Origin of the sequence: Geomonas sp. Red32, from assembly GCF_023652955.1 — a bacterium.
In the GTDB taxonomy this organism is placed as follows: Bacteria; Desulfobacterota; Desulfuromonadia; order Geobacterales; family Geobacteraceae; genus Geomonas.
In genome coordinates this window covers 71,503-94,096 of sequence record NZ_JAKLOY010000012.1, presented here as the reverse complement: position 1 = coordinate 94,096, position 22,594 = coordinate 71,503, and the positions used below count along the sequence as shown (strand labels likewise).

Annotated in this window: 23 protein-coding genes; 6 read left to right on the top strand and 17 right to left on the bottom strand. The window is 61.4% G+C overall.

All coding sequences use genetic code 11. From position 1 onward, the window contains the following. Positions 1–27 precede the first annotated feature (27 nt). On the bottom strand, positions 28–918 hold the full coding sequence (locus L4X63_RS22400; RefSeq protein ID WP_250680897.1) for an SDR family oxidoreductase: 891 nt from the start codon (positions 916–918) through the stop codon (positions 28–30). A gap of 155 nt (positions 919–1,073) precedes the next feature. Here L4X63_RS22400 and L4X63_RS22395 point away from each other — a divergent pair, with 155 nt between their 5' ends. Beyond that, positions 1,074–1,892, top strand: a complete 819-nt coding sequence (locus L4X63_RS22395; RefSeq protein ID WP_250680896.1) for a helix-turn-helix transcriptional regulator — start codon at positions 1,074–1,076, stop codon at positions 1,890–1,892. Between the two features lie 18 nt (positions 1,893–1,910). On the opposite strand, the gene L4X63_RS22390 is transcribed toward L4X63_RS22395, so the two are convergent. Continuing rightward, entirely contained in the window at positions 1,911–2,501 is a 591-nt protein-coding gene (locus tag L4X63_RS22390; protein WP_250680895.1) for a YdcF family protein, read from the bottom strand. A gap of 111 nt (positions 2,502–2,612) precedes the next feature. Here L4X63_RS22390 and rpmB point away from each other — a divergent pair, with 111 nt between their 5' ends. Continuing rightward, positions 2,613–2,804 (top strand): 50S ribosomal protein L28, encoded by a 192-nt coding sequence (gene rpmB / locus L4X63_RS22385; RefSeq protein ID WP_250680894.1) that lies wholly within the window; start codon positions 2,613–2,615, stop codon positions 2,802–2,804. A gap of 92 nt (positions 2,805–2,896) precedes the next feature. Here rpmB and L4X63_RS22380 read toward each other — a convergent pair whose 3' ends face one another. The 7 genes from L4X63_RS22380 to L4X63_RS22350 all read right to left on the bottom strand — a co-directional run bounded on the left by L4X63_RS22380 (position 2,897) and on the right by L4X63_RS22350 (position 8,960). Next, entirely contained in the window at positions 2,897–3,280 is a 384-nt protein-coding gene (locus L4X63_RS22380) for a RidA family protein (RefSeq protein WP_250680893.1), read from the bottom strand. Between the two features lie 15 nt (positions 3,281–3,295). Beyond that, the gene (locus L4X63_RS22375) at positions 3,296–5,446 is read right to left on the bottom strand and encodes a RelA/SpoT family protein (protein ID WP_250680892.1); all 2,151 of its coding nucleotides are present in this window, start codon (positions 5,444–5,446) and stop codon (positions 3,296–3,298) included. A 264-nt stretch (positions 5,447–5,710) separates the two neighbouring features. Next, positions 5,711–5,917 carry a DNA-directed RNA polymerase subunit omega gene (gene rpoZ, locus L4X63_RS22370; RefSeq protein ID WP_250680891.1) on the bottom strand — a complete coding sequence of 69 codons (207 nt, stop codon included), beginning with the start codon at positions 5,915–5,917 and terminating at the stop codon, positions 5,711–5,713. A gap of 55 nt (positions 5,918–5,972) precedes the next feature. Continuing rightward, complete coding sequence (gene gmk / locus L4X63_RS22365) at positions 5,973–6,581, bottom strand: guanylate kinase (protein WP_250680956.1); 609 nt, start codon at positions 6,579–6,581, stop codon at positions 5,973–5,975. 23 nt (positions 6,582–6,604) lie between these two features. Continuing rightward, a complete protein-coding gene (locus L4X63_RS22360; RefSeq protein WP_250680890.1) occupies positions 6,605–7,483 on the bottom strand; it encodes a YicC/YloC family endoribonuclease in 879 nt (292 codons plus the stop codon). A 17-nt stretch (positions 7,484–7,500) separates the two neighbouring features. Then, entirely contained in the window at positions 7,501–8,493 is a 993-nt protein-coding gene (gene galE, locus L4X63_RS22355) for a UDP-glucose 4-epimerase GalE (RefSeq protein ID WP_250680889.1), read from the bottom strand. A 257-nt stretch (positions 8,494–8,750) separates the two neighbouring features. Further along, entirely contained in the window at positions 8,751–8,960 is a 210-nt protein-coding gene (locus tag L4X63_RS22350) for a hypothetical protein (RefSeq protein ID WP_250680888.1), read from the bottom strand. A gap of 62 nt (positions 8,961–9,022) precedes the next feature. Here L4X63_RS22350 and L4X63_RS22345 point away from each other — a divergent pair, with 62 nt between their 5' ends. Further along, positions 9,023–9,178, top strand: a complete 156-nt coding sequence (locus tag L4X63_RS22345; protein ID WP_250680887.1) for a hypothetical protein — start codon at positions 9,023–9,025, stop codon at positions 9,176–9,178. A 228-nt stretch (positions 9,179–9,406) separates the two neighbouring features. Then, a complete protein-coding gene (locus tag L4X63_RS22340; RefSeq protein ID WP_250680886.1) occupies positions 9,407–10,333 on the top strand; it encodes a CHAD domain-containing protein in 927 nt (308 codons plus the stop codon). On the opposite strand, the gene L4X63_RS22335 is transcribed toward L4X63_RS22340, so the two are convergent. The 7 genes from L4X63_RS22335 to L4X63_RS22305 all read right to left on the bottom strand — a co-directional run bounded on the left by L4X63_RS22335 (position 10,326) and on the right by L4X63_RS22305 (position 17,493). Continuing rightward, positions 10,326–11,225, bottom strand: a complete 900-nt coding sequence (locus L4X63_RS22335) for a M28 family peptidase (RefSeq protein ID WP_284694776.1) — start codon at positions 11,223–11,225, stop codon at positions 10,326–10,328. The genes L4X63_RS22340 and L4X63_RS22335 overlap by 8 nt on opposite strands. Positions 11,226–11,301: 76 nt before the next feature. After that, entirely contained in the window at positions 11,302–13,365 is a 2,064-nt protein-coding gene (gene fusA, locus L4X63_RS22330; protein ID WP_250680885.1) for an elongation factor G, read from the bottom strand. Between the two features lie 200 nt (positions 13,366–13,565). After that, the gene (locus L4X63_RS22325) at positions 13,566–14,972 is read right to left on the bottom strand and encodes a DHA2 family efflux MFS transporter permease subunit (RefSeq protein WP_250680884.1); all 1,407 of its coding nucleotides are present in this window, start codon (positions 14,970–14,972) and stop codon (positions 13,566–13,568) included. Then, positions 14,973–15,539 (bottom strand): cysteine hydrolase family protein, encoded by a 567-nt coding sequence (locus L4X63_RS22320; RefSeq protein WP_250680883.1) that lies wholly within the window; start codon positions 15,537–15,539, stop codon positions 14,973–14,975. Positions 15,540–15,596: 57 nt separating this feature from the next. Next, positions 15,597–15,938: a hypothetical protein gene (locus L4X63_RS22315; RefSeq protein WP_250680882.1), complete on the bottom strand. Its 342-nt coding sequence runs from the start codon at positions 15,936–15,938 to the stop codon at positions 15,597–15,599. 9 nt (positions 15,939–15,947) lie between these two features. Then, positions 15,948–16,388: a MarR family winged helix-turn-helix transcriptional regulator gene (locus tag L4X63_RS22310; RefSeq protein ID WP_250680881.1), complete on the bottom strand. Its 441-nt coding sequence runs from the start codon at positions 16,386–16,388 to the stop codon at positions 15,948–15,950. 148 nt (positions 16,389–16,536) lie between these two features. Next, on the bottom strand, positions 16,537–17,493 hold the full coding sequence (locus tag L4X63_RS22305) for a YbgA family protein (protein ID WP_250680880.1): 957 nt from the start codon (positions 17,491–17,493) through the stop codon (positions 16,537–16,539). Positions 17,494–17,761: 268 nt separating this feature from the next. Between L4X63_RS22305 and L4X63_RS22300 the strand changes: the two genes are divergently transcribed. After that, on the top strand, positions 17,762–19,639 hold the full coding sequence (locus L4X63_RS22300; protein WP_250680879.1) for an aldehyde ferredoxin oxidoreductase N-terminal domain-containing protein: 1,878 nt from the start codon (positions 17,762–17,764) through the stop codon (positions 19,637–19,639). Here L4X63_RS22300 and L4X63_RS22295 read toward each other — a convergent pair. After that, a complete protein-coding gene (locus L4X63_RS22295; RefSeq protein WP_250680878.1) occupies positions 19,611–21,008 on the bottom strand; it encodes a C13 family peptidase in 1,398 nt (465 codons plus the stop codon). The genes L4X63_RS22300 and L4X63_RS22295 overlap by 29 nt on opposite strands. A 142-nt stretch (positions 21,009–21,150) precedes the next feature. On the opposite strand from L4X63_RS22295, the gene L4X63_RS22290 reads away from it, so the two are divergent. Further along, positions 21,151–22,506: a class II 3-deoxy-7-phosphoheptulonate synthase gene (locus tag L4X63_RS22290; protein ID WP_250680877.1), complete on the top strand. Its 1,356-nt coding sequence runs from the start codon at positions 21,151–21,153 to the stop codon at positions 22,504–22,506. Positions 22,507–22,594: the final 88 nt, after the last annotated feature.

The following is a 22,594-nucleotide window of genomic DNA, read 5'->3' as shown; positions in this document are numbered from 1 at the left end:
GAAGAGCGCCAGATTGACATGCGGCCGTTAAAGGGTGGTGAGATCCATACGCTCCAGATCTTCGATCAGTCCCGGGCCCACAGGACTCCATCCCAGTCTTTCCCGGGTCAACAGGCTCGAGGCCATAAGGTCGTGGCTGGCGAACATGGTCAGCCAGCCGAAATGGGCCTGGGCCTCATCCCCGGACAGAGAAACCACCGGTACCTGCAATCCCCGGCCGATGGCTTCGGCCACCTCCCGCATCCGGACACCTTCTTCGGCAACCGCGTGATACCTGGCCCCCGGTTGATGCTTCTCCAGCGCCAGCCGGTACAGGCGGGCGACGTCGAGAACATGCGCCGCGGACCAGCGGTTTCCCCCCTCTCCCACGTAGGCAGACACGACTTTCTCCTTCGCTATCGCGACGGCGTAGCTGACAAGCCCCTGCCTCACGGTATCGTGAACCTGGGGCAAACGTACGACTGCGGAGCTCACGCCCTTCGGCAGCAATGCGAGAGCGGCTTGCTCCGAAACGCGCGGGAAGGGGAAATCCGGCGGCACGGTGTCGTTTTCGGTGGCAACTTGCCCGGGCCCCGCCAATCCCGCAGTCCCGGCGGTAACGATTAAAGGCCGGGCCGACCCGGCAAGTACGGAGCCTAAAGCTTCGATGGCACGCCGGTCGATTTCGCAGTTTTCTTGGAACCGGGAGAAATCGTGAACGAAGGCCAGGTGAATGACGGCATCGGAAGCCGAGGCACCGCTGCGCAAGCTGTCGAGATCTTCGAGCGAGCCCCGGTGAGCATCCGCTCCGGCATCGGCCAGGGAGTGTGCCCCCGCATCCGAGCGGGCAAGGCCGAGGACTTCATGGCCGGCAGAGACAAGCTCTCTCACTACGGCTATACCAATAAATCCTGTTGCACCAGTAACGAATACACGCATGTTGCATCTCCTTTCGGGTAATCTTTTGACCTGCTCATTCTCGTTGAGAACTTCCCTGTTGCGGAATCAATTAAGTGGCAGGACCATAGTATCTTCGTGCTATATTCTGGTAAAGTAGTGACTTTATACTGGTATAGCTGGTAATAGGATAAAGGATGACAACGGACAAAGAGAAGGCTCTGGGAACATATCTGAAGGACCGCCGCACCAAGATGGATGCTGCGGCTTTGGGGTATTCTACGACTCGCCGGCGGACTCCCGGGTTGCGGCGAGAGGAAGTTGCCCAGCGCGCGAACGTGAGCGCCACCTGGTACACCTGGCTCGAGCAAGGGCGCGGGGGCGCTCCTTCGGCAAGTGCCCTGGATGGCATCGCTCGCGCGCTGCTGCTGACCGATGCCGAGCGCGAGCACCTTTACCTGCTCGCCCTGGGGCGACCGCCCGAGGTTCGCTACAAGCGTGTCGAGGGGATCACGCCGCGCCTGCAACGCATTCTCGATGCTCTGGAGTACAGTCCGGCGTTCGTGAGGACTTCGGTTTGGGACATCGTGGGGTGGAATAAGGCAGCATCTTTGGTGCTGGGAAACTACAACGCGCTCGAAACATCCCAGCGCAACATCCTGAGGCTGTTCTTTACCAGCCCCGAGGTGCGGTCCGTTCAGACCGATTGGGAAAGGGTCGCCCGTTCCGTGGTTGCCGCTTTCCGGGCCGACATTGCCCGCACGGGAGCGACAGGAGACGTAAAGCTCCTGATTGAAGAACTGCGCCTGTCCAGTCCGGAGTTCGACTCCATGTGGCGCGACCATGACATCCTGTCACACGGTGAAGGAATCAAACAACTCCATCATCCGGTGGCCGGGACCTTGACGCTGGAATATTCCTCTTTCGCCGTTGACGGCCGTCCCGACCTGACTCTCGTCGTTTACACCCCGGCAACCCCAGAGGATACCAAACGCGTCCGTTCGCTGCTGGAGTAGATTCAGCTGGAGGCAACGCTAGCCCCCCAGCGGCAGGGGACGGAGCTCGCCGGGGGCGAACATGAAGAAGAGGCGGAAGCCGCAGTACTTGTAGAACTCGGAGAAGAGGAGCTTGAAGCTGCCGCCATGTACCCACCAGTCTTCCTTCAAATTCCGGCTGTCCACCGGGTGGGGATAGATGGCGATGTCCTTCGGGAGGGAGTTTCTGAATATCAGGGTGGCCCGCTTCATGTGGTAGCGGGAGGTGATCAGCTTGATCGAGGTGATCTTGTGCTTCACGATCAGGTCCCGGGCGTAGATGGCGTTCTCCACGGTGTTCCTCGATTCCTTCTCCAAGAAGACGCTCTCGGACCTAGGGCCGCGGAAGAGTTCGTGCTTTTTCACCATGGGATCGACGCCGATCAGCAGCAGTTGCCGCCCCTGCCCGGCCCGGAAAAGCTTCACCCCTTCCTCGATACGCCCTTTTCCGCCCGCCAGCACGACGATGGCGTCGGCCTGAACGTCGCGCGGGGTGAGAGAGAAGGTTTTGTAGACGAAATCGACGAACAGCACGCCGACGATCAGCAGCAACAGGATGAACAGCGAGATAAGACCCTTCAAAACAGCCATTATTTGCACCTTCTATGTGGAACCCAAGGAAAGAGAAAGATTTCCTCTTGCATCCCCGGGATTCATCTGCTATAACTTACGACTTCAGTAAACACCGGAGGGTAGAAAGATATGTCCAGAATTTGCGAAATTTGCGGTAAAGGCCCTAGCTTCGGGAATAACGTCAGCCACGCCAACAACAAAACCAGCAAGATTTGGCGCCCGAACCTGCAGAAGGTCAAGGCTGTGAGGAACGGCACCGTCAGGAGCATCAAGGTCTGCACCCGCTGCATTCGCTCCGGGCACGTGACCAAAGCCCTCTAGTCCCGACTCTGCCAGGAAACCTAAAGCCGCGGCGCTCAATGCGTCCGCGGCTTTATTTTTGCCACCCGGCAGCCGGCGGGAAACGGCGAAGCCTACCCGCAAACCGCGGTCACCTCGATCTCCACCAGGGCGCCACGCGGCAGTCCCTTGACCTCGACGGTCACCCGGGCCGGCGGTTCGCTCTCGAAATAGCGGCCGTAGATGCCGTTGACGGTGGCGAAGTCGCCCATGCTGGCGAGGTAGATGACGGTCTTGACGACGTCGCCGAAGCCGACGCCTGCGGCGGCCAAAAGCGCCTCGATGTTCTTCATGACCCGCTCGGTCTCGGCCTCGATCCCGCCCCCCACCATTTCACCGGTGGCCGGGTCGAGCGCGATGGCGCCGGACAGAAACAGGAAGCCCCCCGCCTTTACTCCCTGGCTGTAGGGACCTATGGCCTTGGGGGCCTGTTCGGTTGCGATGATCTGTTTTTTCATATCCCCCTCCGTTTCTTAGCTCTTCAGGCGCTCGACCTTCAAGACACCCTTCACTTTCATGATGGCCCCGAACACCTTCTTCAGGTGATCGAGATCGGTCACGTCCACCTCGAAGAGGTTTTCCCCCTTCTTGTCCACCGTGCTCTGAATGGAGGCGCTGGAGATGTTCGCCTCGCAGTTGGTGATCGCGGTGGCGATGTTGGCCAGGATCCCCTTCTCGTCGTTGCAGACCACCCGGATACGGACCGGCAGCGCGCTCTTTTTCCCCTTGTTCCAGGCCACGTCGATGCGCCGCTCCGGCTCGAGCGCGGCCGCGAACGGGCAGTCGGCCGTGTGCACGGTAACCCCGCGGCCGCGGGTGATGAAGCCGGTGATCTCGTCGCCGGGAAGCGGATTGCAGCACTTCCCGAAGCGGACCAGGACGTCCTCGACGCCGCTGATCTGGATGGCGCTGGAGGATTTCCCCTTGAGCCGTTCGATCACCTTGCCGATCCGGGTTTCCTTCCGCTCCTGGGCGGCCTCCAGCTTCTCGGCCGGCAGGAGTTTGCCGAGGATCTGGTGGGAGGAGAGCTTCCCGTACCCCACCGCCGCCATCAGGTCGTCCTCGGTTTGGAAGCCGAACTCGACGGCCGCCTTCTTCAGCTCGCCGGTCTTCTGGAATCTGCTGAGGTTGGCGGAGAAGCGGCGGAAGTCCTTCTCGCAGATCTCGCGGCCGAGGGTGATGCTTTTCAGGCGCTCCTCGGTCTTGACCCAGGCGCGGATCTTGTTGCGGGCCCGCGAGCTCTTGACGATCTTCAGCCAGTCCTTGCTCGGGGTGTGGTGCGGTGAGGTGATGACCTCGACGATGTCGCCGGTCTTCAGCTCATACTTCAGCGGAACCAGCTTGCCGTTGACCTTGGCGCCGACGCAGCGGTGGCCGACGTCGGTGTGGACCGAGTAGGCGAAGTCGATCGGGGTCGATCCCTTCGGAAACCCCTTCACGTCCCCCTTGGGAGTGAAGATGAAGACGTCCTCCGGGAAGAGCTCCACCTTGACGGTGTCCATGAACTCCTTGGAGTCGTCGAGCTCCGACTGCCACTCGAGAAGCTGGCGGATCCAGGTGAAGCGGCGGACCTCCTTCTCGTCGTACCCCTTCCCTTCCTTGTAGCTCCAGTGGGCCGCGATCCCCGACTCCGCCACCCGGTGCATATCGAAGGTCCTGATCTGGACCTCCATCCGCTCGCCCAGGGGCCCGATCACCGTGGTGTGCAGCGACTGGTACATGTTCCCCTTGGGCATGGCGATGTAATCTTTGAAGCGGCCCGGAATCGGCTTCCAGGTGGAGTGGATGATCCCCAGCACCTCGTAGCACTCGCGGATGTCGTCCACCGAGACGCGGATGGCGATCAGGTCGTAGATCTCGTCGATGTCGACGTTGCGGCTTTGCATCTTGCGCCAGATCGAGTAGAGGTGCTTGGAGCGCCCGGAGACGTCCCCCTTGATCCCGTGCTCGGCCAGCTGCTTCTTGATGATCTCCTTGACCGTGGCGACGTAGGATTCCCGCTCCTGCTTCTTTTTGGCCACCTTGGAGGCGAGATCGTAGTAGAGCTGCGGCTCGAGGTAGCGGAAGGAGAGATCTTCCAGTTCGCCCTTCACCCACGAAATCCCCAGCCGGTTGGCGATCGGGGCGTAGATGTCGAGGGTCTCCTTGGCGATGGTCCGCTGCTTGGCCTCCGGCTGGTACTGCAGGGTCCGCATGTTGTGCAGGCGGTCGGCGAGCTTCACCAGGATGACCCGGATGTCGGTGGCCATGGCGAGGAGCATCTTGCGGAAGTTCTCGGCCTGGCTCTCCTCGCGGGTCTTGAAGTGGATCTTGCCGATCTTGGTGACGCCGTCGACGAGCCTCGCCACCTCGGCGCCGAACATCGACTCCAGCTCCTCGTGGGTGGCCAGGGTATCCTCGACGGTGTCGTGGAGAAGGCCGGTGACCACGGCGGCGACATCCAGGCGCAACTCGGCCAGGATACCGGCCACCTCCATGGGATGGATCAGGTACGGCTCGCCGGAGAGGCGCGTCTGACCCTGGTGGACCTTGGCGCAGAAGACGTACGCCTTCCGCAGCAGGTCCAGGTCGGCCCCCGGGTTATAGGCGGCTACTTTCTCGAGTATGTCGTTCAGTCGGATCATGTAGGTACGTTGGTAACCAACAGCAGGGACAACGGGATCACGGATAAAATCTGAAGGCACGGATAACGGCGGATCAAGCCATGGGTTACCCTTTTCTCAAGGTTTATCCGCGTAAATCCGTCCCATCCGCGTCATCCGCGTTCTATTGCCTTGGCCTCTTGCCGATGTTTTCGAAAAAGAAAGGGCCAACGACCACGGGGCGATCCCCCCTCTGCCGTCAGCCCCAGGCGAGCGAGAAAAGGGGACGAGTCCCCCCCTCTTCTATCAACGACCTTTCTTGCCGAGCTCGCAGCCGATTTTTCCAGCGGCGATCTCCCTCAGGGAGACGACCACGTTCTTGTTGGCGCCCCTGTTGTCGATCAGCGGCTTGGCCCCTTTGAAAAGCTGCTTCACCCGCTTGGAGGCGAGCATCACGAGGAGAAAGCGGTTATCCACCTTCTCGAGACAATCTTCGACGGTTACCCTGGCCATTGTTCACACTCCTTGGTATCTGAAAGTAAGAGTTATCGTTGGTAGCGCCCCGCCCTCAGATGTCGAAGGTGGCGGCGAGAGAAGCCAAGAGCCGGGAGGTCCGGCACTGCTCGGCGATCAACACACTTTTCAACTGCTCCGCCGCGACCTCGAAATCGTCGTTCACGATGATGTAGTCGTACCAGCGGGATTCCTTGATCTCGCCGGCGGCGTTATTGATCCTGCGCTCGATGACCTCGGCGGTATCGAGGCTGCGGGTATCGAGCCGGCGGCGGAGTTCGGCGATGCTCGGGGGAAGTACGAAGATGTAGACGCCACCCTCGAAACGGCTCTTCAACTGCCGGGCACCCTGGCAGTCGATGTCGAGGATCAGGTCGATCCCCTGGGAGCGGCACTCCTTCAAGGTTGCCAGCGAGGTGCCGTAGAAGTTGCCGTGGACCTCGGCCCACTCGGCGAATTCTCCGGCATCGACCATCCGTTTGAATTCTTCCTTACCCACAAAAAAATAATCACGCCCATGCACCTCGCCGCTACGTGGGGTGCGCGTCGTGTAGCTTACAGAATGCCGCAAGTTAGGGAATTTGTCAATAATTTCCTTACAGAGCGTGGTCTTACCGGCTCCAGACGGGGCCGAGATCACATACAGTACACCCTCTCGATTGATCAGATTCTCCAAGCCTTTCTCCGTTACTCTATGTTCTGGACCTGCTCGCGGATTTTCTCCAGTTCGGCCTTCAGCTCTACCACCGAGGCGGCGATCTTCGCGTCATTGGCCTTGGAGCCGATAGTGTTGACCTCGCGGTTGATCTCCTGGAGGAGAAAGTCGAGCTTTCTCCCCACCGGCTCTGACTTCTCCAGTGTCTCGTCGAACTGCCGCAGGTGGCTCTCCAGCCTGACGAGCTCCTCGGTGATGTCACACTTATCGGCAAGAACCGCCACTTCTAGAGCGAGACGATCTTCGGGGACGTTGTTGTCGGAGCAAAGAAGCCCTACCCGCTCCTTGAGCTTGGCGGCGTACTCGCTCACCACCGAGGGAGCGCGCTCGGCCACCTGGGCGATCAGCTGCCTGAGCGTCGCGCGCCTTTTCACGAAGTCAGCCATGAGCGACTCTCCTTCGAACGTGCGCATGGTGTCCACCCTTCCGAGGGCGTCGTTGAGGGCGGCGGTCAGCTCCCCGGGAATTTCGGTCAGTTCGGCGTCGCTCTCGGAGGCCACCGTGATGACGTCGCGCTGGCCGGCAATCAGGGCAAGCTTCACCTCTTCCGCCATCCCGAGCGCCTCGCGGATGCTCCCGAATGCCTTGTAGTAGGCACGGGCCAGCGGGAGGTTGGCGGTCGGCATCCCGAGGGAGGTCCCCCCTTCCACCTGGATGTAGACCTCGATCTTGCCGCGGGAAAGCCGCTCGGCCACCCGCTTCTTCAGCTCGTTCTCGAACTGCATCAGGGCGCGCGGGAGCTTGATGGTGATCTCGCCGTAGCGGTGGTTCACGCAGCGGACCTCCACGGTGATCCTCCCCCCCGCGTAAGCCGCCTCCCCCTTGCCGTATCCTGTCATGCTTTTAATCACGTAATTCCTCCCAATCCCTATTTGCGGGACGATTCGTAAAGCTTCTTCTCCCAGCGCCAGGCGTCGGAAACGATGGTGGTGAGATCGTCGTAGCGCGGGCTCCAGCCGAGCACGTTGCGGATGCGGTCCGCCACCGCCACCAGGTTGGCCGGGTCACCCGGACGCCTCGGCGCCTCGGTCACCTTGAAGTCGATCCCGCTCACCTTCTTGACCACGTCGATCACCTCGCGGACGCTTTCGCCGCGGCCGTAGCCGACGTTGATGGTGGTGGAGGCCCCTCCCTTCTCCAGGTAGCCGAGGGCGTAGAGGTGGGCGGCGGCCAGGTCCTCGATGTGGATGTAGTCGCGGATGCCGGTCCCGTCAGGGGTCTCGTAGTCGGTGCCGAAGATGGACATCCCCTCGCGCATCCCCAGCGCCGCCTGGCAGGCGACCTTGATGAGGTGGGTGGCGTCGGGGGTGCGCTGCCCCATTCTCCCCTGGGGATCGGCCCCGGCCACGTTGAAGTAGCGAAGCGCGACGTAGGAGAACCCGTGAGCGAAAGATCCGTCCCGCAGCATCCACTCGCTCATGAGCTTTGAGGTCCCGTAGGGGTTGATGGGAACGGTGGCGCTCGTCTCGGCGGCGGCGCCCCCCTCGGGGATGCCGTAAACCGCGGCGGTGCTCGAGAAGATGAAGCGCTCGATCTCGTGCTGCACGCAGGTCTGCAGGAGGTTCAGCGTGTTCCTGGTGTTGTTCGAATAGTATTTGTAGGGGAGATGAACCGACTCCGGCGCGATGATGGCCGCGGCGAAGTGGAGCACCGACTTGAACTTGCACTCCTTGAACAGGGCGGAAAGCTTCTCCTGGTCGGCCAGGTCACCCACCACCAGCCGCTCGCCGTGGATGAGGGCATCCGCGGAGCCGGTAGAGAGGTTGTCGTAAACGACCACTTCGCGTCCCGCCTCGGTAAGCTGCCTTACCACATGGCTTCCGATATACCCTGCCCCGCCGGTAACCAGAATTGGACCCATAGTATCTCCTTATGACGGCATTAGATTAAAAACAAAAAAGGGCCTAGCTTTTGGACTAAACCCTCTGGGATGGCGTGAGGAAAAAAACAGGAACCGGGAGCATCGATGAACATCCGGAGGGCCATCCTGGCAGAAGTTTTAACGGTAAGGGTGTGAGGATTTACTTATAACACCGAGCCTACCCCGGTGCAACGATTAAATTTTACTAAACTTTTCACTAAAACAGACAAAGGCCACCTCCTGAGAGACGGCCTTTGTCACCTGCCGTGTTTCACTCTTTTCAGTACGAGCCACTTGGTGGAAGTTCCCCCGGTTGACTCAGTGCCGGTGGTACCCATAGTGCCGGTGGTGCCGGTTTCGGTGGTCCCGGTAGTCTGTTTCTTCGCTTTCTTTGCCTTCTCTTCGCAACCGCCCCGCTTCCCCGCGGTCTCACCCCGCTCCGGATGGCTGGCTTTTACCCTTGACATATTAAGCTATCGTTGATTATATTTTGCTAATCAAAGTTCACGTGAGGTGCAAATTGAAAAACATGAAACCGTTCGACCTGGCCTACGAGCAGTACCGACAACTAAAGGAGAAACTCAACCTGACCCGTGATGCCGAAGAAAAGAACCTCATCTTCAAAAGGCTGGTGAACCTGCTCGCCGTAATGGAATTCCTCATCTCCCTCAACAAAACGCCCTGACACACCTCTCCTTTCGTACCGGCAGTACCGCTCCCCTACATCGCAGTGAGACACCCCCATGAACCGGCGGCCCTTAGATGGCCGCCGTCAAGGGGGGATTTCAGCCTTCACGCCACATTGTGCTCCGCGCCGCTAGGCTGTCGTGCAGGGAGAAACTGTCTACACCCTGGCAAAAGAGAGTGACATCGGGGACAATGTCTATAGAGGTGCCGGCCGAAAGGATGAAGAGTGAGCGCTGATACAGACAACTACACGATCTCCCCCGATACTCCTTTGTGGATGGCCGCCCGCATACTGCTGGCGGACCACAAGATGCGTTTCTTCACTCAGTGGAAGAAGACGGCAAAGAACTTCGACGAGGAAGAGGTACACGACCTGCGGGTTGCCTCGCGCCGGCTCCGCGAGGGGCTTGCCCTCCTTGCCCCCTGCCTCCCCGGTCCCCGGACCAAATCCCTCAGAAAGAGACTGAAGCTGGTAACCGATCTGCTCGGCGATCTGCGTAACGCCGACGAAGCCCATCTTTTCTTCTCCGGGCTTACCGACAGCGCCGTTGCGCCGGGGGAGGAAGTTGGCAGGCTGCTGGAGTCTCTCCGGGAGGAACGGAAGGAGGAACACCGGAAGGTCAAAGCCGGGTTCGAGGCGCTGTCGCCGGATGGATTGAACAGCGCTTGCCGCACCCTCACGCACGAGCACAACCTATTCGTCCGCGGCAGCACCCCGTTCGTTTCGCTGGGGGACTTCCTTCCCGGCGCCATCGACCGGCGGGACTCGGTGCTCAGGCAGCATCTCCCGCTGGCGCTCGGCGAAGACCAGGGCCCCGTGCAGCACCGCCTGCGGATCGCTATCAAGAAGCTCCGCTACCGGCTGGAGATCGTCGAGCAGGTCTTTGGCGAGGGCTTTGACCGGCTGCACGACGACCTGAAGGGGTACCAGGAAATCCTGGGCAAACTCCACGACATGGACGTATTCGAGGAACTGGTGCGGGTGCGGATGGCGGCGGGAAACGAGCGGGAGGCGGTACAGGAAACCATCGGACGCCGCAGGAGGGAGCTCTTTCTCTCTTTCATCGAGATGACGGGAAAAACTCCGCCGGATCAACTGGGGAAGCGGGCGAAGGAGCTGTTGGGGCAACGGGTACGGCAGCGGCTCAGCTGACCTCCCCTTCGGCGAGAGCCATCACCGCGGCGAGCGTAGCCCGGCAGACTTCGGTGGCGAAGGGGATGTTGAGGGTGCCGATGGTGTCGGTCGGCGCGTGGTAGTTGGGGTTTCTGAGATCGGCGGTGTCGGTCAGCATAAGGGCCGGATACCCCAGATCCCAGAATGGGGCGTGATCGGACCTCCGGCTGTCGGGAAGGATTTCCCCATTGCCGGGGACCGCGAGCGGAAAGAGGGGGAGAGAGATGCCGAGCCTCTTCACCTCCCCGCAGAAGAGTTGGAGCACCTTCGCAGAGGCCTCGTTGGCCACCACCGCCAGGAAATCCCCCACCGTGGGGGCCGCTACCGGCAAGGGAGGCGCCGCCTGCGGGACATCGCCCGCAAAACCCACCGACTCAAGCACCAGCACCCCCTCGATCTCCCATCCCTCCTCCCGGGCCCGCCGGGCCAGCGCAGCACTCCCCTTGAGCGCGAAGCCGTCATGGAGGGAAGGTTCCTCCAGGTTGACCGCCACCAGCTCCACCCTCCGCTTAAACCGGACCGCCTCCAATACCCGTGCGAGCTCCAGGAGGACCGCCACTCCGCTCGCATTGTCGTCGGCCCCCGGCGAGACCGATACCGAGTCGAAGTGGGCCACCACCAGGACACGGCCGCCGGTTTCCGGGGAGCCCGGACGGGAAGCAATCAGGTTGTGATAGGTCTCCCCGTGGTCGGTAAAGGGATGCCTCTCCACCTGGTAGCCGAGCCGGCGGAATTCGCCCTCGATGTAGCTCTCGGCGGCCAACAGGGCTTGCGGCGCGACGACCGGATGGCGAATCCCTTCCAGGGCGGCGACATGCCCGCGAATGGCATCGCCGGAGACGGCATCGAGCAGATCCTGCACCATCATCATCACCTCCTCCCACACTCCCACACTCCCACACTCCCACACTCCCACACTCCCGGACCATCGACAACTCACCCCGCCACTAGAGTCCGAACTGTTCCTGGACCTGCGGCGGCGCCTCCTCGAAGCGCTGGAACTCCATGGTATAGCTGCCGCGCCCCTTGGTGGCACTTCTCAGGTCGGTCATGTAGCCGAACATCTCGGCCAGCGGCACCGTCGCCCGCACCACCTCCACCTCGCCACGCTTGTCGAGCCCTTCCACCCTCCCCCGCTTCTGCTGGAGGGTCCCGAGCACCTTGCCGAGGCTCTCCACCGGCAGCTCCAGTTCCAGCGACATGATCGGCTCCAGGAGCATCGGGGCACCCTCCCGCGCCGCCATCACCACCCCGCGCCGGGCCGCCGCCCGGAAGGTCGCCTCGGAAGGAAACGGGGTACCCGGCTCGAGCGGGACCTCCACGATCCTCACTTCGAGATCGGTGAGGGGATACCCGGTGCGGCAGCTGGATTGGCAGGCCTCCAGCGCGCTCTGCTCCAGGGCGGCCAAAAGCTCCCGGGAAACCGGAGGAGCCGGCGGGGGCACGGCGACCCGGATCCCGCTGCCGCGGGGAAGCGGGGTTAGCCTGATGAGGAGCTCGGCGATCTCCGGCCGCTTCTCCCCTTCCCTCTGGAAATACTCCCGGCGCTCCACGGGGCGCCTCAAGGCCTCCCGGTAGACGACCCGCGGCCGCCCGGTCTTGACTTGCACGCCGTACTCGCGGCGCAGGCGGTCGATGACGATCTCGAGGTGCAATTCCCCCATCCCGGTGAGGATGGTCTGGCCGGTCTCCTTGTCCTCATGGACCTTGAAGGTGGGATCTTCCCATTGGAAGTACTGGAGAACCGTGTCCAGCCGCTCGCGGTCCTCGCCCCCCTTGGCCTCCACCGCCAGCGACACCACGGACTCGGGAACCGTGACACCTTCCAGCACCAGCGGCTTGGCCGGGTCGCACAGGGTATCGCCGGTCAGGGCGGCCTGAAAACCGGTGACGGCGACGATATCCCCCGCCTCGGCCTGCTGGATCTCCTCGCGGCGGTGGGAATGCATGTGAAAGAGGTGCCGGACTTTCTCGTAGGCGCCCCGGGCCGGGTTCAGCAGAGATGCCCCACCCTTGAGCGTTCCGCTGTAGATACGGAGGTAGGTCAGGCGGCGCCCCTCCTCGGACATGACCTTGAAGGCCAAGGCAGCCAACGGGCCATTGGGGTCGCAGGAGAGGCGTTCTTCGCCACCGCCGCTGGGATGGTGCCCCGGGATGGGGGGAATGTCGAGCGGCGACGGGAGGTAGAAACAGACCGCATCCAGCAGGGGCTGGACCCCCTTGTTGCGGAGCGCCGTCCCGAGCAGCACGGGAAAGATCTCTCCCGCCAGGGTCCCCCGCCTGAGCGCCCTTCTCAGCACCTCGGCCGGGACCTTCTTCCCGTCCAGAAAGGCCGCCATCACCTCGTCGTCGAAGTCGGCCGCCGCCTCCGTCACCTTCAGCCGCACCTCCTCGATCTCCGGGATCATCGCCTCCGGGACCTTCCCCCGGATCACGCTCTTTCCCAAGTCGTGCTCGTCGAAGGTCACCATCTCCTCGGTCAGGAGATCGACCACGCCGGAGAAGGAAGCCTCCTCCCCCACCGGGAGCTGGATGAGCACCGGCCGGGCCTTCAGCCGTCCCACGATCTGGGCCAGGGTCTGCCGGTAGTCGGCGCCCGCGCGGTCCATCTTGTTGATGAAGCAGACCCGCGGCACCCGGTTGCGCTCCGCCTGGCGCCAGACCAGCTCGCTCTGCGGCTGGACCCCCTCGACCGCACTGAAGATGGCGATCGCCCCGTCCAGCACCCGCACGCTCCGCTCCACCTCGATGGTGAAGTCGATATGTCCCGGAGTGTCGATGAGGTTCAGCCGGTAGTCGCCCCAGCGACAGGTGGTGGCGGAAGCGGTAATGGTGATGCCCCGTTCCTGCTCCTGCGGCATCCAATCCATGACCGCCAGCCCATCGTGAACCTCTCCCATCTTGTAGGTCTCGCCGCTGTAAAAGAGGATGCGCTCTGAAACAGTAGTCTTGCCGGCGTCGATGTGGGAGATGATCCCGATGTTCCGTATGGCGCTACTGTCAGAGGGCACGGAGGTTCTCCCGGTTCAAAGAGTAGGGTCGCGCTGCTTTAGGCGCTAAGTTTACCCTCAAAATGGGGCAGTGCCAACTTGAGGGGGGCGGAAGCTGTCATAGGGAGTGCGGCTGAGCGGAAATCCGCCATGGGGAGACTGGATGAGGGGATGTACTGTTGTGGGCCATAGCCGCTGCTTATAACGAGGGCCGGTCAGATCTATTGTCGGATTCTTACCGGGAGCCTGGTAGCTGATCCAATTATCAGCAGCTGCAGAAGTAGAATCGCTGCGAATGGAATTAAAAACGAGTGAGATCCGGGGACGGGATTAGCCTTCTCCGAAAGCGATATGACTATGGCAAGGGTGGTAGTCGCTATAGGGCCGCCGAGTCTCTGCACTATGTTGATGGCTGTCGCTGCAAGACTTAGCTTGTTCTGGGGAACTGATGCGTATGCGGCCGCAAGCGATGGTATCCCGGTAGCACCTTGACCTACGCCTCGAAGATACAGGCCCGCAACGGAAAGCGGCATCGAAAATCCCGCATGCGCCATCCAAAGAAACGGGAGCGTTCCGGCCAGGTTGATGAACACCCCGCCTGAAGCTACCGCCCGGCATCCGAACCTCTCCGTCAGAAACCCCATGAGCGGATAGCTGCACATCATTCCGATTCCCATGGCTGTGAGCACCCATCCCGCACGAGCCGGAGAAAGTCCCGCTCCCGAGACGAGGTAAAGCGGTATGAGAAGCTGCCCGGCGAACATAATGCCATTCGAGAGAAACTGGGTGATCGCCGCGGTCGAGAAGGTACGGATTCTAAAAAGCTCAAGGTCGATCAGCGCCTTCTCTTTCATTCGCAAAGCCAGCCAGATGAACGTGCCGAGTAAGAGAATCCCTAACAACAGAAAAGACGGAGATTGACGATGGGCGAACTGCTCCAGGCCATAGAGGGTGCAGGATAGTCCCGGCGATAGCAGCAGAAATCCCGGGAGATCGAAGGGGCGCTTCCGGATCATGGTGCCGTCATGGGGAATGAGCAACGCCGCTAGTGCAACTGCCAGGACTCCGACCGGCAGGTTGACGTAGAAGAGCCAGGGCCACCCGGCGTATCTAAGGATTGCTCCGGCGAGCGGAGGCCCTACCAGCGGCGCGAGTAGGACCGGCGCCGAGGCGTAGCCGACAACCCTCGCCATCTGCTTGCCTGCAACGCGGGCCATCATAAGTTGCGTGAGCGGCGCCAACAGCCCCCCAGCCAATCCCTGTACGATGCGAGCAGCGATAAGCTGCTCCATTGTGCGGGCCGCACCGCACAGAAACGACGCCGCCGTAAATGAGGAAAAGCAGAAAAGGTACAGTCTTTTGGTTCCAAAGCGGTCCACCAGCCAGCCGTTGAGAGGGAGCATGAGGGCCAGTGCCAGGAGGTAACCGCTGATGATCCACTGAGCTGAGGAAATGGGAGCATGCAGATTTTCCCCGATGGATGAAAGCGATACGTTCACAATGGTCGCATCCATCTGGGTCATGAACGGAGCGAGGATCACAACTGCAATCGTTTGCCACGCTTTTGGATCAAGCTTCTCCGGCGAAGAAACCGCGTCACTTACCACGGTAGCGGATTCCGTCTCCATTTAAACGTCTTGCCCTATCAACTCCGCTACCGTCGTAACGATGGCTTGTCTTGGAAAAACTTTTTCGCAGAGAACCCGATGAACTTCCGGGTCGGCATCAAAGCAGGCATCTTTGAGGACGATACTTCTGTAATCCAGATCAAATGCACGCCTGAGAGTGGAAAGAACTATTCCGCTGGTGGCAACCCCGAAAAGAACCAAGTGTTCGATGCCACGAGCGCGGAGCATGAGGTTGAGATGATTTTCGGAGAAGGCACTGACTCTCTGCTTATAGACCACGAGATCGCCTGGCTTCCGGATCGCGCTGTGGAACTCGGCAGAAGCACTGCCCTTCACGAACAGATTGTTCTGCTTCACCATCAAGAAGCGGGATTCGAAATCGGCAATTTCCGGGTGACCTTCAGAGAAACCGAGGCCGGCGTGGATCACGAGGAATCCATTTTCCCTTGCGAAATCGACCGCCTTCGAAGCGGCCTGAACCGTAGCCTCGGCGTCGGGATAACTTGCCAGGATGCCCTTTTGGAAATCGAGGGTGAGAAACGCTGTCTTTTGCGGATCGAGCTTCATCTTTTCTCCTAATCTCGGCAGCGAGAATGTGAACATGAACCACGTTAGTGAAATTTATCAGTCATGGGTTGGGGATGAATTGGGAGAGTTACCGCCGTGAAACTCGCCAAAATGGCGAGCGGAGAAAAGGGAGATCAATATTCCTCCCAGTCCGAAGGGAGCCACGTCGGCTAGGGAACGCACATCGAAATGCCCAACATGCAAAGTGAGGGCGTACCCCAGGCCGACGTTGAACCATCCCCACAAGACGTTGACGGTTGACGACGAGAGGCCTTTCCCCGAAGGCTTGGCAAACGGGCTTTGGAAAGCCCTTCCCATTAATCCGCTAACAGTATGCGGAATAGCATTGGCGAGAAACAGGCCACCAAAGAAATAAGAGATAGAGTGTGCCGCGTTCATGTGACTCTCCTATAAACCTTCTACCATCCGTTTCATGATCTCTCCGGCCTGGAAAAGCACCGTCTGCTCTTCCTCGTCAAGGGTGGAGATGGCCTGAGACAGCCAGTGTTGCTTGGCCTCTCTGAGGCTTCTTCGCATCGCCGCTCCTTTTTCAGTCAGTGCGATATTGATCTGACGTCCATCCGTAGAGTGAGCCTTTCGTTCCACCAGCCCCATCTTTTCAAGCAATGCTATGGCTGTGCTCATCGACTGCGGCTTAACTCCCTCTGCGCGGGCGAGAGCGGCTGTGGTCGCAGGGCCATCTTTTTCCAGACGCGAAAGAACTGCTTTCTGCGTCCAGGAAAATTCCCGGAATTCCCGTGGGGCGTCCGCTCGAATTCGCCGCACAACAAGACCAATGGCCAGAACAAAATCTTCGATCACGTTTTCCGTTATTTCTTTAGTGGTCATGAACATGACAGTAAAACTTATCAGTTAAACTGTCAATAAAAGAAATCCTAAGGGAAGCGGAGAACATTCCTGGCGGGACTGCATCCAAACTGGCGCTCAACCACGCCCAGGTGATTGCCGGGGACAAGAAGAAGCGGCGGGCGGCAGGTCAGGCGTGATTTCTCAGCATGAGCTCGGTGGGGTGAGGCGAGAGGTACCACTGGTTCTGCAGGTACTCCTGGCGGTACTTCATGACGTAGTGCTTGAGGAGGGTGACGGGGACGACGAGGGGGACCAGACGCTGGCGGTACTGCTCGATGACGCCGAGGAGCTCTTCCTTCTCGGCGGGGGTCAACTCCCTCTTGAAGTACCCCATGATGTGCTGCAGCACGTTGGTGTTCTTCTTCACGGTGGCCTGCAGCTCGAGGGCCTTCATGAAGAGCTCCTGGTAGCGGTCCAGCAACTCCGACAGGGATACCTCCCGCCCATGGGCGACGAGCGCCCCTATCTCCCGGTAGAGCGTGACACTGTGGGCCATAATGAGGAGTTTATGCCGGGTGTGGAACTCGACCAGGCTCCCGAGGTCCGGGTTGGCGGCGAGGAGGTCTTTCCAGCGGCGGTAGGCGAAAACCCGCTCGATGAAATTCTCCCTCAACTCGGGATCGTTGAGCCTCCCCTCCTCCTCGACCGGAAGGAGCGGGAAATGCCCGGCGACGGCGGCGGCGAAGAGTCCGCGGCCCGCAAGGGAGGGCATCCCCTCCCGGTAGACCTTCACCCGGTGGAGGCCGGAACTGGGCGAGTTCTTCTTGAAGATGAAGCCACAGAGATCCTCCCCCTCCAGCTCGCGCACCTTCTTTTCGCAGAAGCTTAGCATCTGGGCGGTCTTGTCGATCCTGGTCTTGTTGGTGACCAGCCGCGGATGGCCGGGGTCGGCCGGGTTTTCCTCCAGGCGCATCGATTCCCGCGGCACCGGCATGCCGCACTCTACCTCGGGGCAGACCGGCACGAAGGTGAAGAACCTCCCGAGGGTATCGGTCACGTAGTGGTCGAGCTTGTGACCGCCGTCGTAGCGGACCTTTTCTCCCAACAGGCAGGAACTGACTCCTATCTTGATGGATGCAGACATCTTCACTCCAGGGAACACTGCCGTTTTTCTTGCCGGGACAAGAGGGACCGCTACATCGTGCAGCTACAAGTAGTATCAGAGAGTGGCTCGCTCCGCCACTGACAATCATTACGGTGAGCCTCGCGGACCTCACGCTGTCCGGCTGCCCGCCCTGAGCACAAGGGCCCGCTCCTCCCCGGCGATTGACTACCCGGGCTAGTCATTTCTCCATTTTGTGATACCACTAAACCGTCTAAACCACACACACTGAGCAGCAGCGAGGGTTCTCATGCAGATGCACCAGAAGGTCCTGATCGTCGACACCGGCACCGGTTTTTACCGCACGCTGAAATACGGCTTCGACCGCTACTACGGCCCCGTCGATCTCGGCATCCATCTGGCCGACAAGCGAAAGAGCCTCAACTTCGGCGTCGGCGTCTTCGCCGGATCCATCTTTCCCGGATCCAACCGGCTGGTGGTGACCGGGCACTCACCCTGCTGGCAAGGGCTCTACATAAGCTCCATGGGAGGGGCGGGGCTCGTCTTCGACAACCTCGGCATCAACATGCTGAGCCTGGTCGGCAAGGCCCCCACCCCCTCCATCCTCTACCTGAACCGGAACCACGGCGAAGAGGTCGATCTCGAGGTGGTGCCGGTCAACGTGGAGGAGATCTGGAGAGGCGGACGCCGAGGGGTCTACGCCCTCACCGATCATGTCTACGAGCGCTTCGGAAAGCGCTTCGAGACCGACCCGCGCATCCTCGTCTGCGGCCCGGCCGCCCTCTCGAGCGATCTCGGCGGCATCATGTCGGTCCCGATCAACCGCGGGAAGATCAGCATGGTGGACACCTGGGCAGGGAGGGGAGGGTTCGGCAGCGCCATGCTGCAGGAATACGGCATCGCCGCCATCATCTACGGTGGGACGGTGATCGACGAGGACTTCCGCGACCGCAAGGTGGCCGACCAGTGGTTCCAGAACAAGTACGACCAGAAGCTCCACCAAAAGGACATAGAGGCGACCAGCAAGTACCGCTTCGACGAGAAACTCGGGACCGGCGGGACCTTCGGGGTGAACTACACCACCATGGGGGGCCGGGTCATGGCCTTCAACTACCGCACCATCTTCTCCAGCGAGGACGACCGCCTGGGCCTGCACCGGGAGCTGATCGCCGGCCACTACCTGAAACAGTTCAACGAGGAGACCATCGCCGGGAAGCAGCAGGCGAACTGCGGCGAGCCGTGCGTGGCCGCCTGCAAGAAGATGAACGGCCCCTTCAAGAAGGATTACGAACCGTACCAGACCATGGGGCCGCTCTGCGGGATCTTCGACCAGCGCGCCGCCGAGCTCCTCAACCACCACTGCGACGCGATGGGGTTCGACGCCATCTCGGGAGGCGGCGTGCTCGCCTGGCTGATGGATCTCCTCGACACCGGGGCGCTTACGCCGGAGGAACTGGGGGTGAGCGGGAAGCCGAGGTGGGAGCTGGCGGGATTCGATCCGGTCGAGGACTCGCGGCATAACGCCGAGCTCGGGGTGGAGCTCGTGGATGCCATCCTGCAGCGGCGGGGGATCCTGGATTTCAGGGAAGGGGTCAGGAAGTGGAGCAGGATTCATTCGGCGGGGCGGCCCGCTCCCTTGCACGACAACCTGGTCTACATCGCCTTCGGCAGGAGGGGGTGGATGGTCCCCAATCAGTACTGGGTGGCGGGGGCGCTGGCGCCGATGGCGGTGATGGGGAAGTACTACATGGTCTACGGGGCGGAGTTCATCCCCCCGCGGCAGCTGGGAAGGAAGTGCGCGGAGCGGCTGAAGGCGGAACTGGTGCTCGACAACCTGGGTATCTGCCGCTTCCACCGCGCCTGGGCCGAGGAGCTCCTGCCGGAGGTGATGGGGTCGCTCTACGGCTGCAAGGACGAGTTCCTGCGCGCCATCTCCGTTCTCGCCAGCCGGCTCAACAGCCATAACTGCCCGGTTTTCTGGGAGTCCACCAGGAACGTCGACTTCATCCATACCTTCTTGAAGAGGAAACGGGAAGTGGATGAAGATCTCTCGCCCGAGCTGGCGGCGTGGCTGGAAAGGTTCGACGCCGACGCCACCGAGGCGGCCAAGGATTTCTGGTACGACATGCTGAAGGGGATCAACGAGTCGCTGGGGGAGACGTTTTAAGGCTCTTCTCCAGCGCCTCCAGCTTGGGGGCGATCTCCTTCCCCACCCACATCTGCGGGTTCGACGGGGTCTCCCCCTGCTCCTCCTCCCACTGATGGATGGTCCCCCGCGCGTCCTCGAAGGCCTTGGTGAACGAAAAGGTCTTCCTCAGCGACTCGTCCACGTAGGCCTTCCCGAACCAGGTGAAATCCTCCCCGTACCCGCAGCCGAACGACTCGTGGGTGGCGTCGGCGGCCGTGATGATGACCGAGTCGTCATCTTTCAGCGGCTCGACGAATCCCCCGGAGAAGCAGGCCGAAACGACCACCACCTTCCAGCGGATCCCCGATTTCTTCAGTGCCCGCCGCAACCTCTCAGGGGAAAGATCGTTCAGCTCCAGCGGCCGGTTGTTCACCGTCAGCAGGTGGTCGCGGGTTCCATGCGAGGTGAGGTAGAGAAAGAGGACGTCGTTGTCGCGGTCCATGACCCGCCCGATCCGCCCGAGGGTCCGCTCCAGGTTTACGCCGGTCGCGAAGGGGAGCGAGGCGGCGGTCTGGGGGTTGTTGACCAGCACGATCGAACGCCCTTCGGTCCCGAACCGCTGGTCGAAGAGCCGGTCGGTGGCCAGGATCTCCTTGAGAAAGACATCCTGCGAGGCGTCCCCGGCAAAGCCGACGAAATAGAGGGCGGGAGTCCCGCGGGGGGCCGGGACCAGGGCATCGAGCTCCTCATCGAGCAGGCGGTCCTGGGCAGCGAGCACGTCCTCCGTCAGGCTCAACTCCCCGCTTTCGGACCCCTCGCTGGCACTCACCCAGAGATCCGGGCGCGGATAGTACCAAAGGGGAGGCACCACGAGGACGAGGAAGAGAAGCAGTACCGCCAGCCGCCGAAGCTCGCTCAGGGAACGAAGCCGCAGGAAGAAAAGGGCCGCAGCGCCGCACCACCACCAGAAGAAACGATAGTAGTGGGGCGAATCGAGGTAATCCTCCAGCGACCGGAAGCGGGGAAGCTGGGACATCCACTCAACCGCCGCATGAAAGCCCTCGACCGGGATGCTCAGAGCCACCAGCGCCACCGGAATGGCGGTGAGGACGGAGGAGCGGGAGGTCGTCCTGGCGGCCCAGAAGGCGAAGAAGAGAAGCAGCGGGAGGTGGAACAGGAACGATGGGACCGACGAGAAGGCGAAGAGGCCGCGGCGCCCGACCAGCAGGAAGCAGGTGGCGGCGTTGAAGAGGAGATCGAGCCAGGCGATGACCACCAGGTCGGCGGGGGCGCTGCTGAAATAGGAGAGATCGGTCGGGACCCCGAAAGCGAGGCGGACTCCTCCCAAAAGGTTGCATCCCATTCTCCGCAAGATGTGCATCCGCCGTTTAGGCTCTACGCTCTCCATGATGGAGGATGATAACACGCCGTGGCGATTTGGCAGAATGATTTCATGAGCTTTCCCGCCCAAGCGCCCACATTTTTAGTTTCTCATTGCGGACATTCCTGTTACCATGCCGTGATCGCCCAACCCAGCACGAGGTGAAACCATGCCAACCCATAAGTGGACCAAGAACAGCTGGCGGAAGTTTCCGGCCATGCAGCAGCCGGTCTGGCCGGCGGGTTCCGCGTTGGAAGATTCCTTGAAGCCCCTTTCCCAGCTCCCCCCGCTGGTCTTTGCCGGCGAGTGCAACACCTTGAAGGAGCAACTGGCCGAGGCCGTCGAGGGGCGCGCCTTCGTGCTGCAGTGCGGCGACTGTGCCGAGGATTTCTCCCGCTGCACCGGCCCGGACATCCGCGAACTGTTGAAGGTCATCCTGCAGATGTCGGTGGTCCTGGCCTACGCGGGGGAGAAGCGGGTGGTGAAGATCGGCAGGATCGCCGGCCAGTACGCCAAGCCCCGCTCCTCCGACACCGAGGTGGTCAACGGGGTGGAGATCGCGAGCTACCGCGGCGACATGGTGAACAGCCCCGAGGCCAACGCTGAGGCCCGCATGCCGGACCCGCGCCGGATGCTCGAGGGATACTACCGGGCCGCCGCCACCCTCAACCTGGTCCGCTCCTTCACCCTCGGCGGCTATGCCTCGCTCGACCGCGTGCAGGCGTGGCACCGCGCCTCGCTGGACGCGCTTCCCGCCGGGCAGAAGTACGAGGAACTGGTCAGGCAGATCTGGAAGACCATGAACTTCATGAACGCCATCGGCCTCGACCCCAAGCACAACCCGCAGCTCAACCAGACCACCCTCTACACCTCTCACGAGGCGCTCCTGCTCGACTACGAGGAGGCGCTTACCAGGATGGACTCCACCTCCGGCGGCTGGTACGACTGCAGCGCCCACATGCTCTGGATCGGCGACCGTACCCGGCAGCTGGACGGGGCCCACGTGGAGTTCCTGCGCGGGGTGAAGAACCCGCTGGGGATGAAGGTCGGGCCGAGCCACAACGCCGACGAGATCAAGAGGATCATCGAGCGCCTCAACCCGGAGAACGAGGCCGGGCGTCTCACCCTCATCACCCGCTTCGGCGCCGACCGCATCGATTCCTACCTCCCGCAACTCCTCAGGGAGATCAAGATCACCGGCCACAAGGTGGTCTGGACCTGCGATCCGATGCACGGCAACACCTACCAGAACGAGTACGGCCAGAAGTCCCGGAAGTTCGAGGACATCCTGCGGGAGATCCACTCCTTCTACGAGATTCACGAGGCGGAGGGGACGGTGCCCGGCGGCGTGCATCTGGAGTTGACCGGCGACCATGTCACCGAGTGTACCGGCGGGAGCCGTCAGCTGCTGGACAAGCACCTCCACCTCAACTACCAGACCAACTGCGACCCCAGGCTCAACGCCGAGCAGAGTGTCGAGCTCGCCTTCGAATTGGCCGAGATGCTCACTCCCCCGGCCCGTTAGCCCCGCCAGTATAAATAAAATCAGCCACTACGACCGAATATTCCCCTCCTCCCTCTCCCGTAACTCCCCCTCCCCTTCAAGGGGAGGG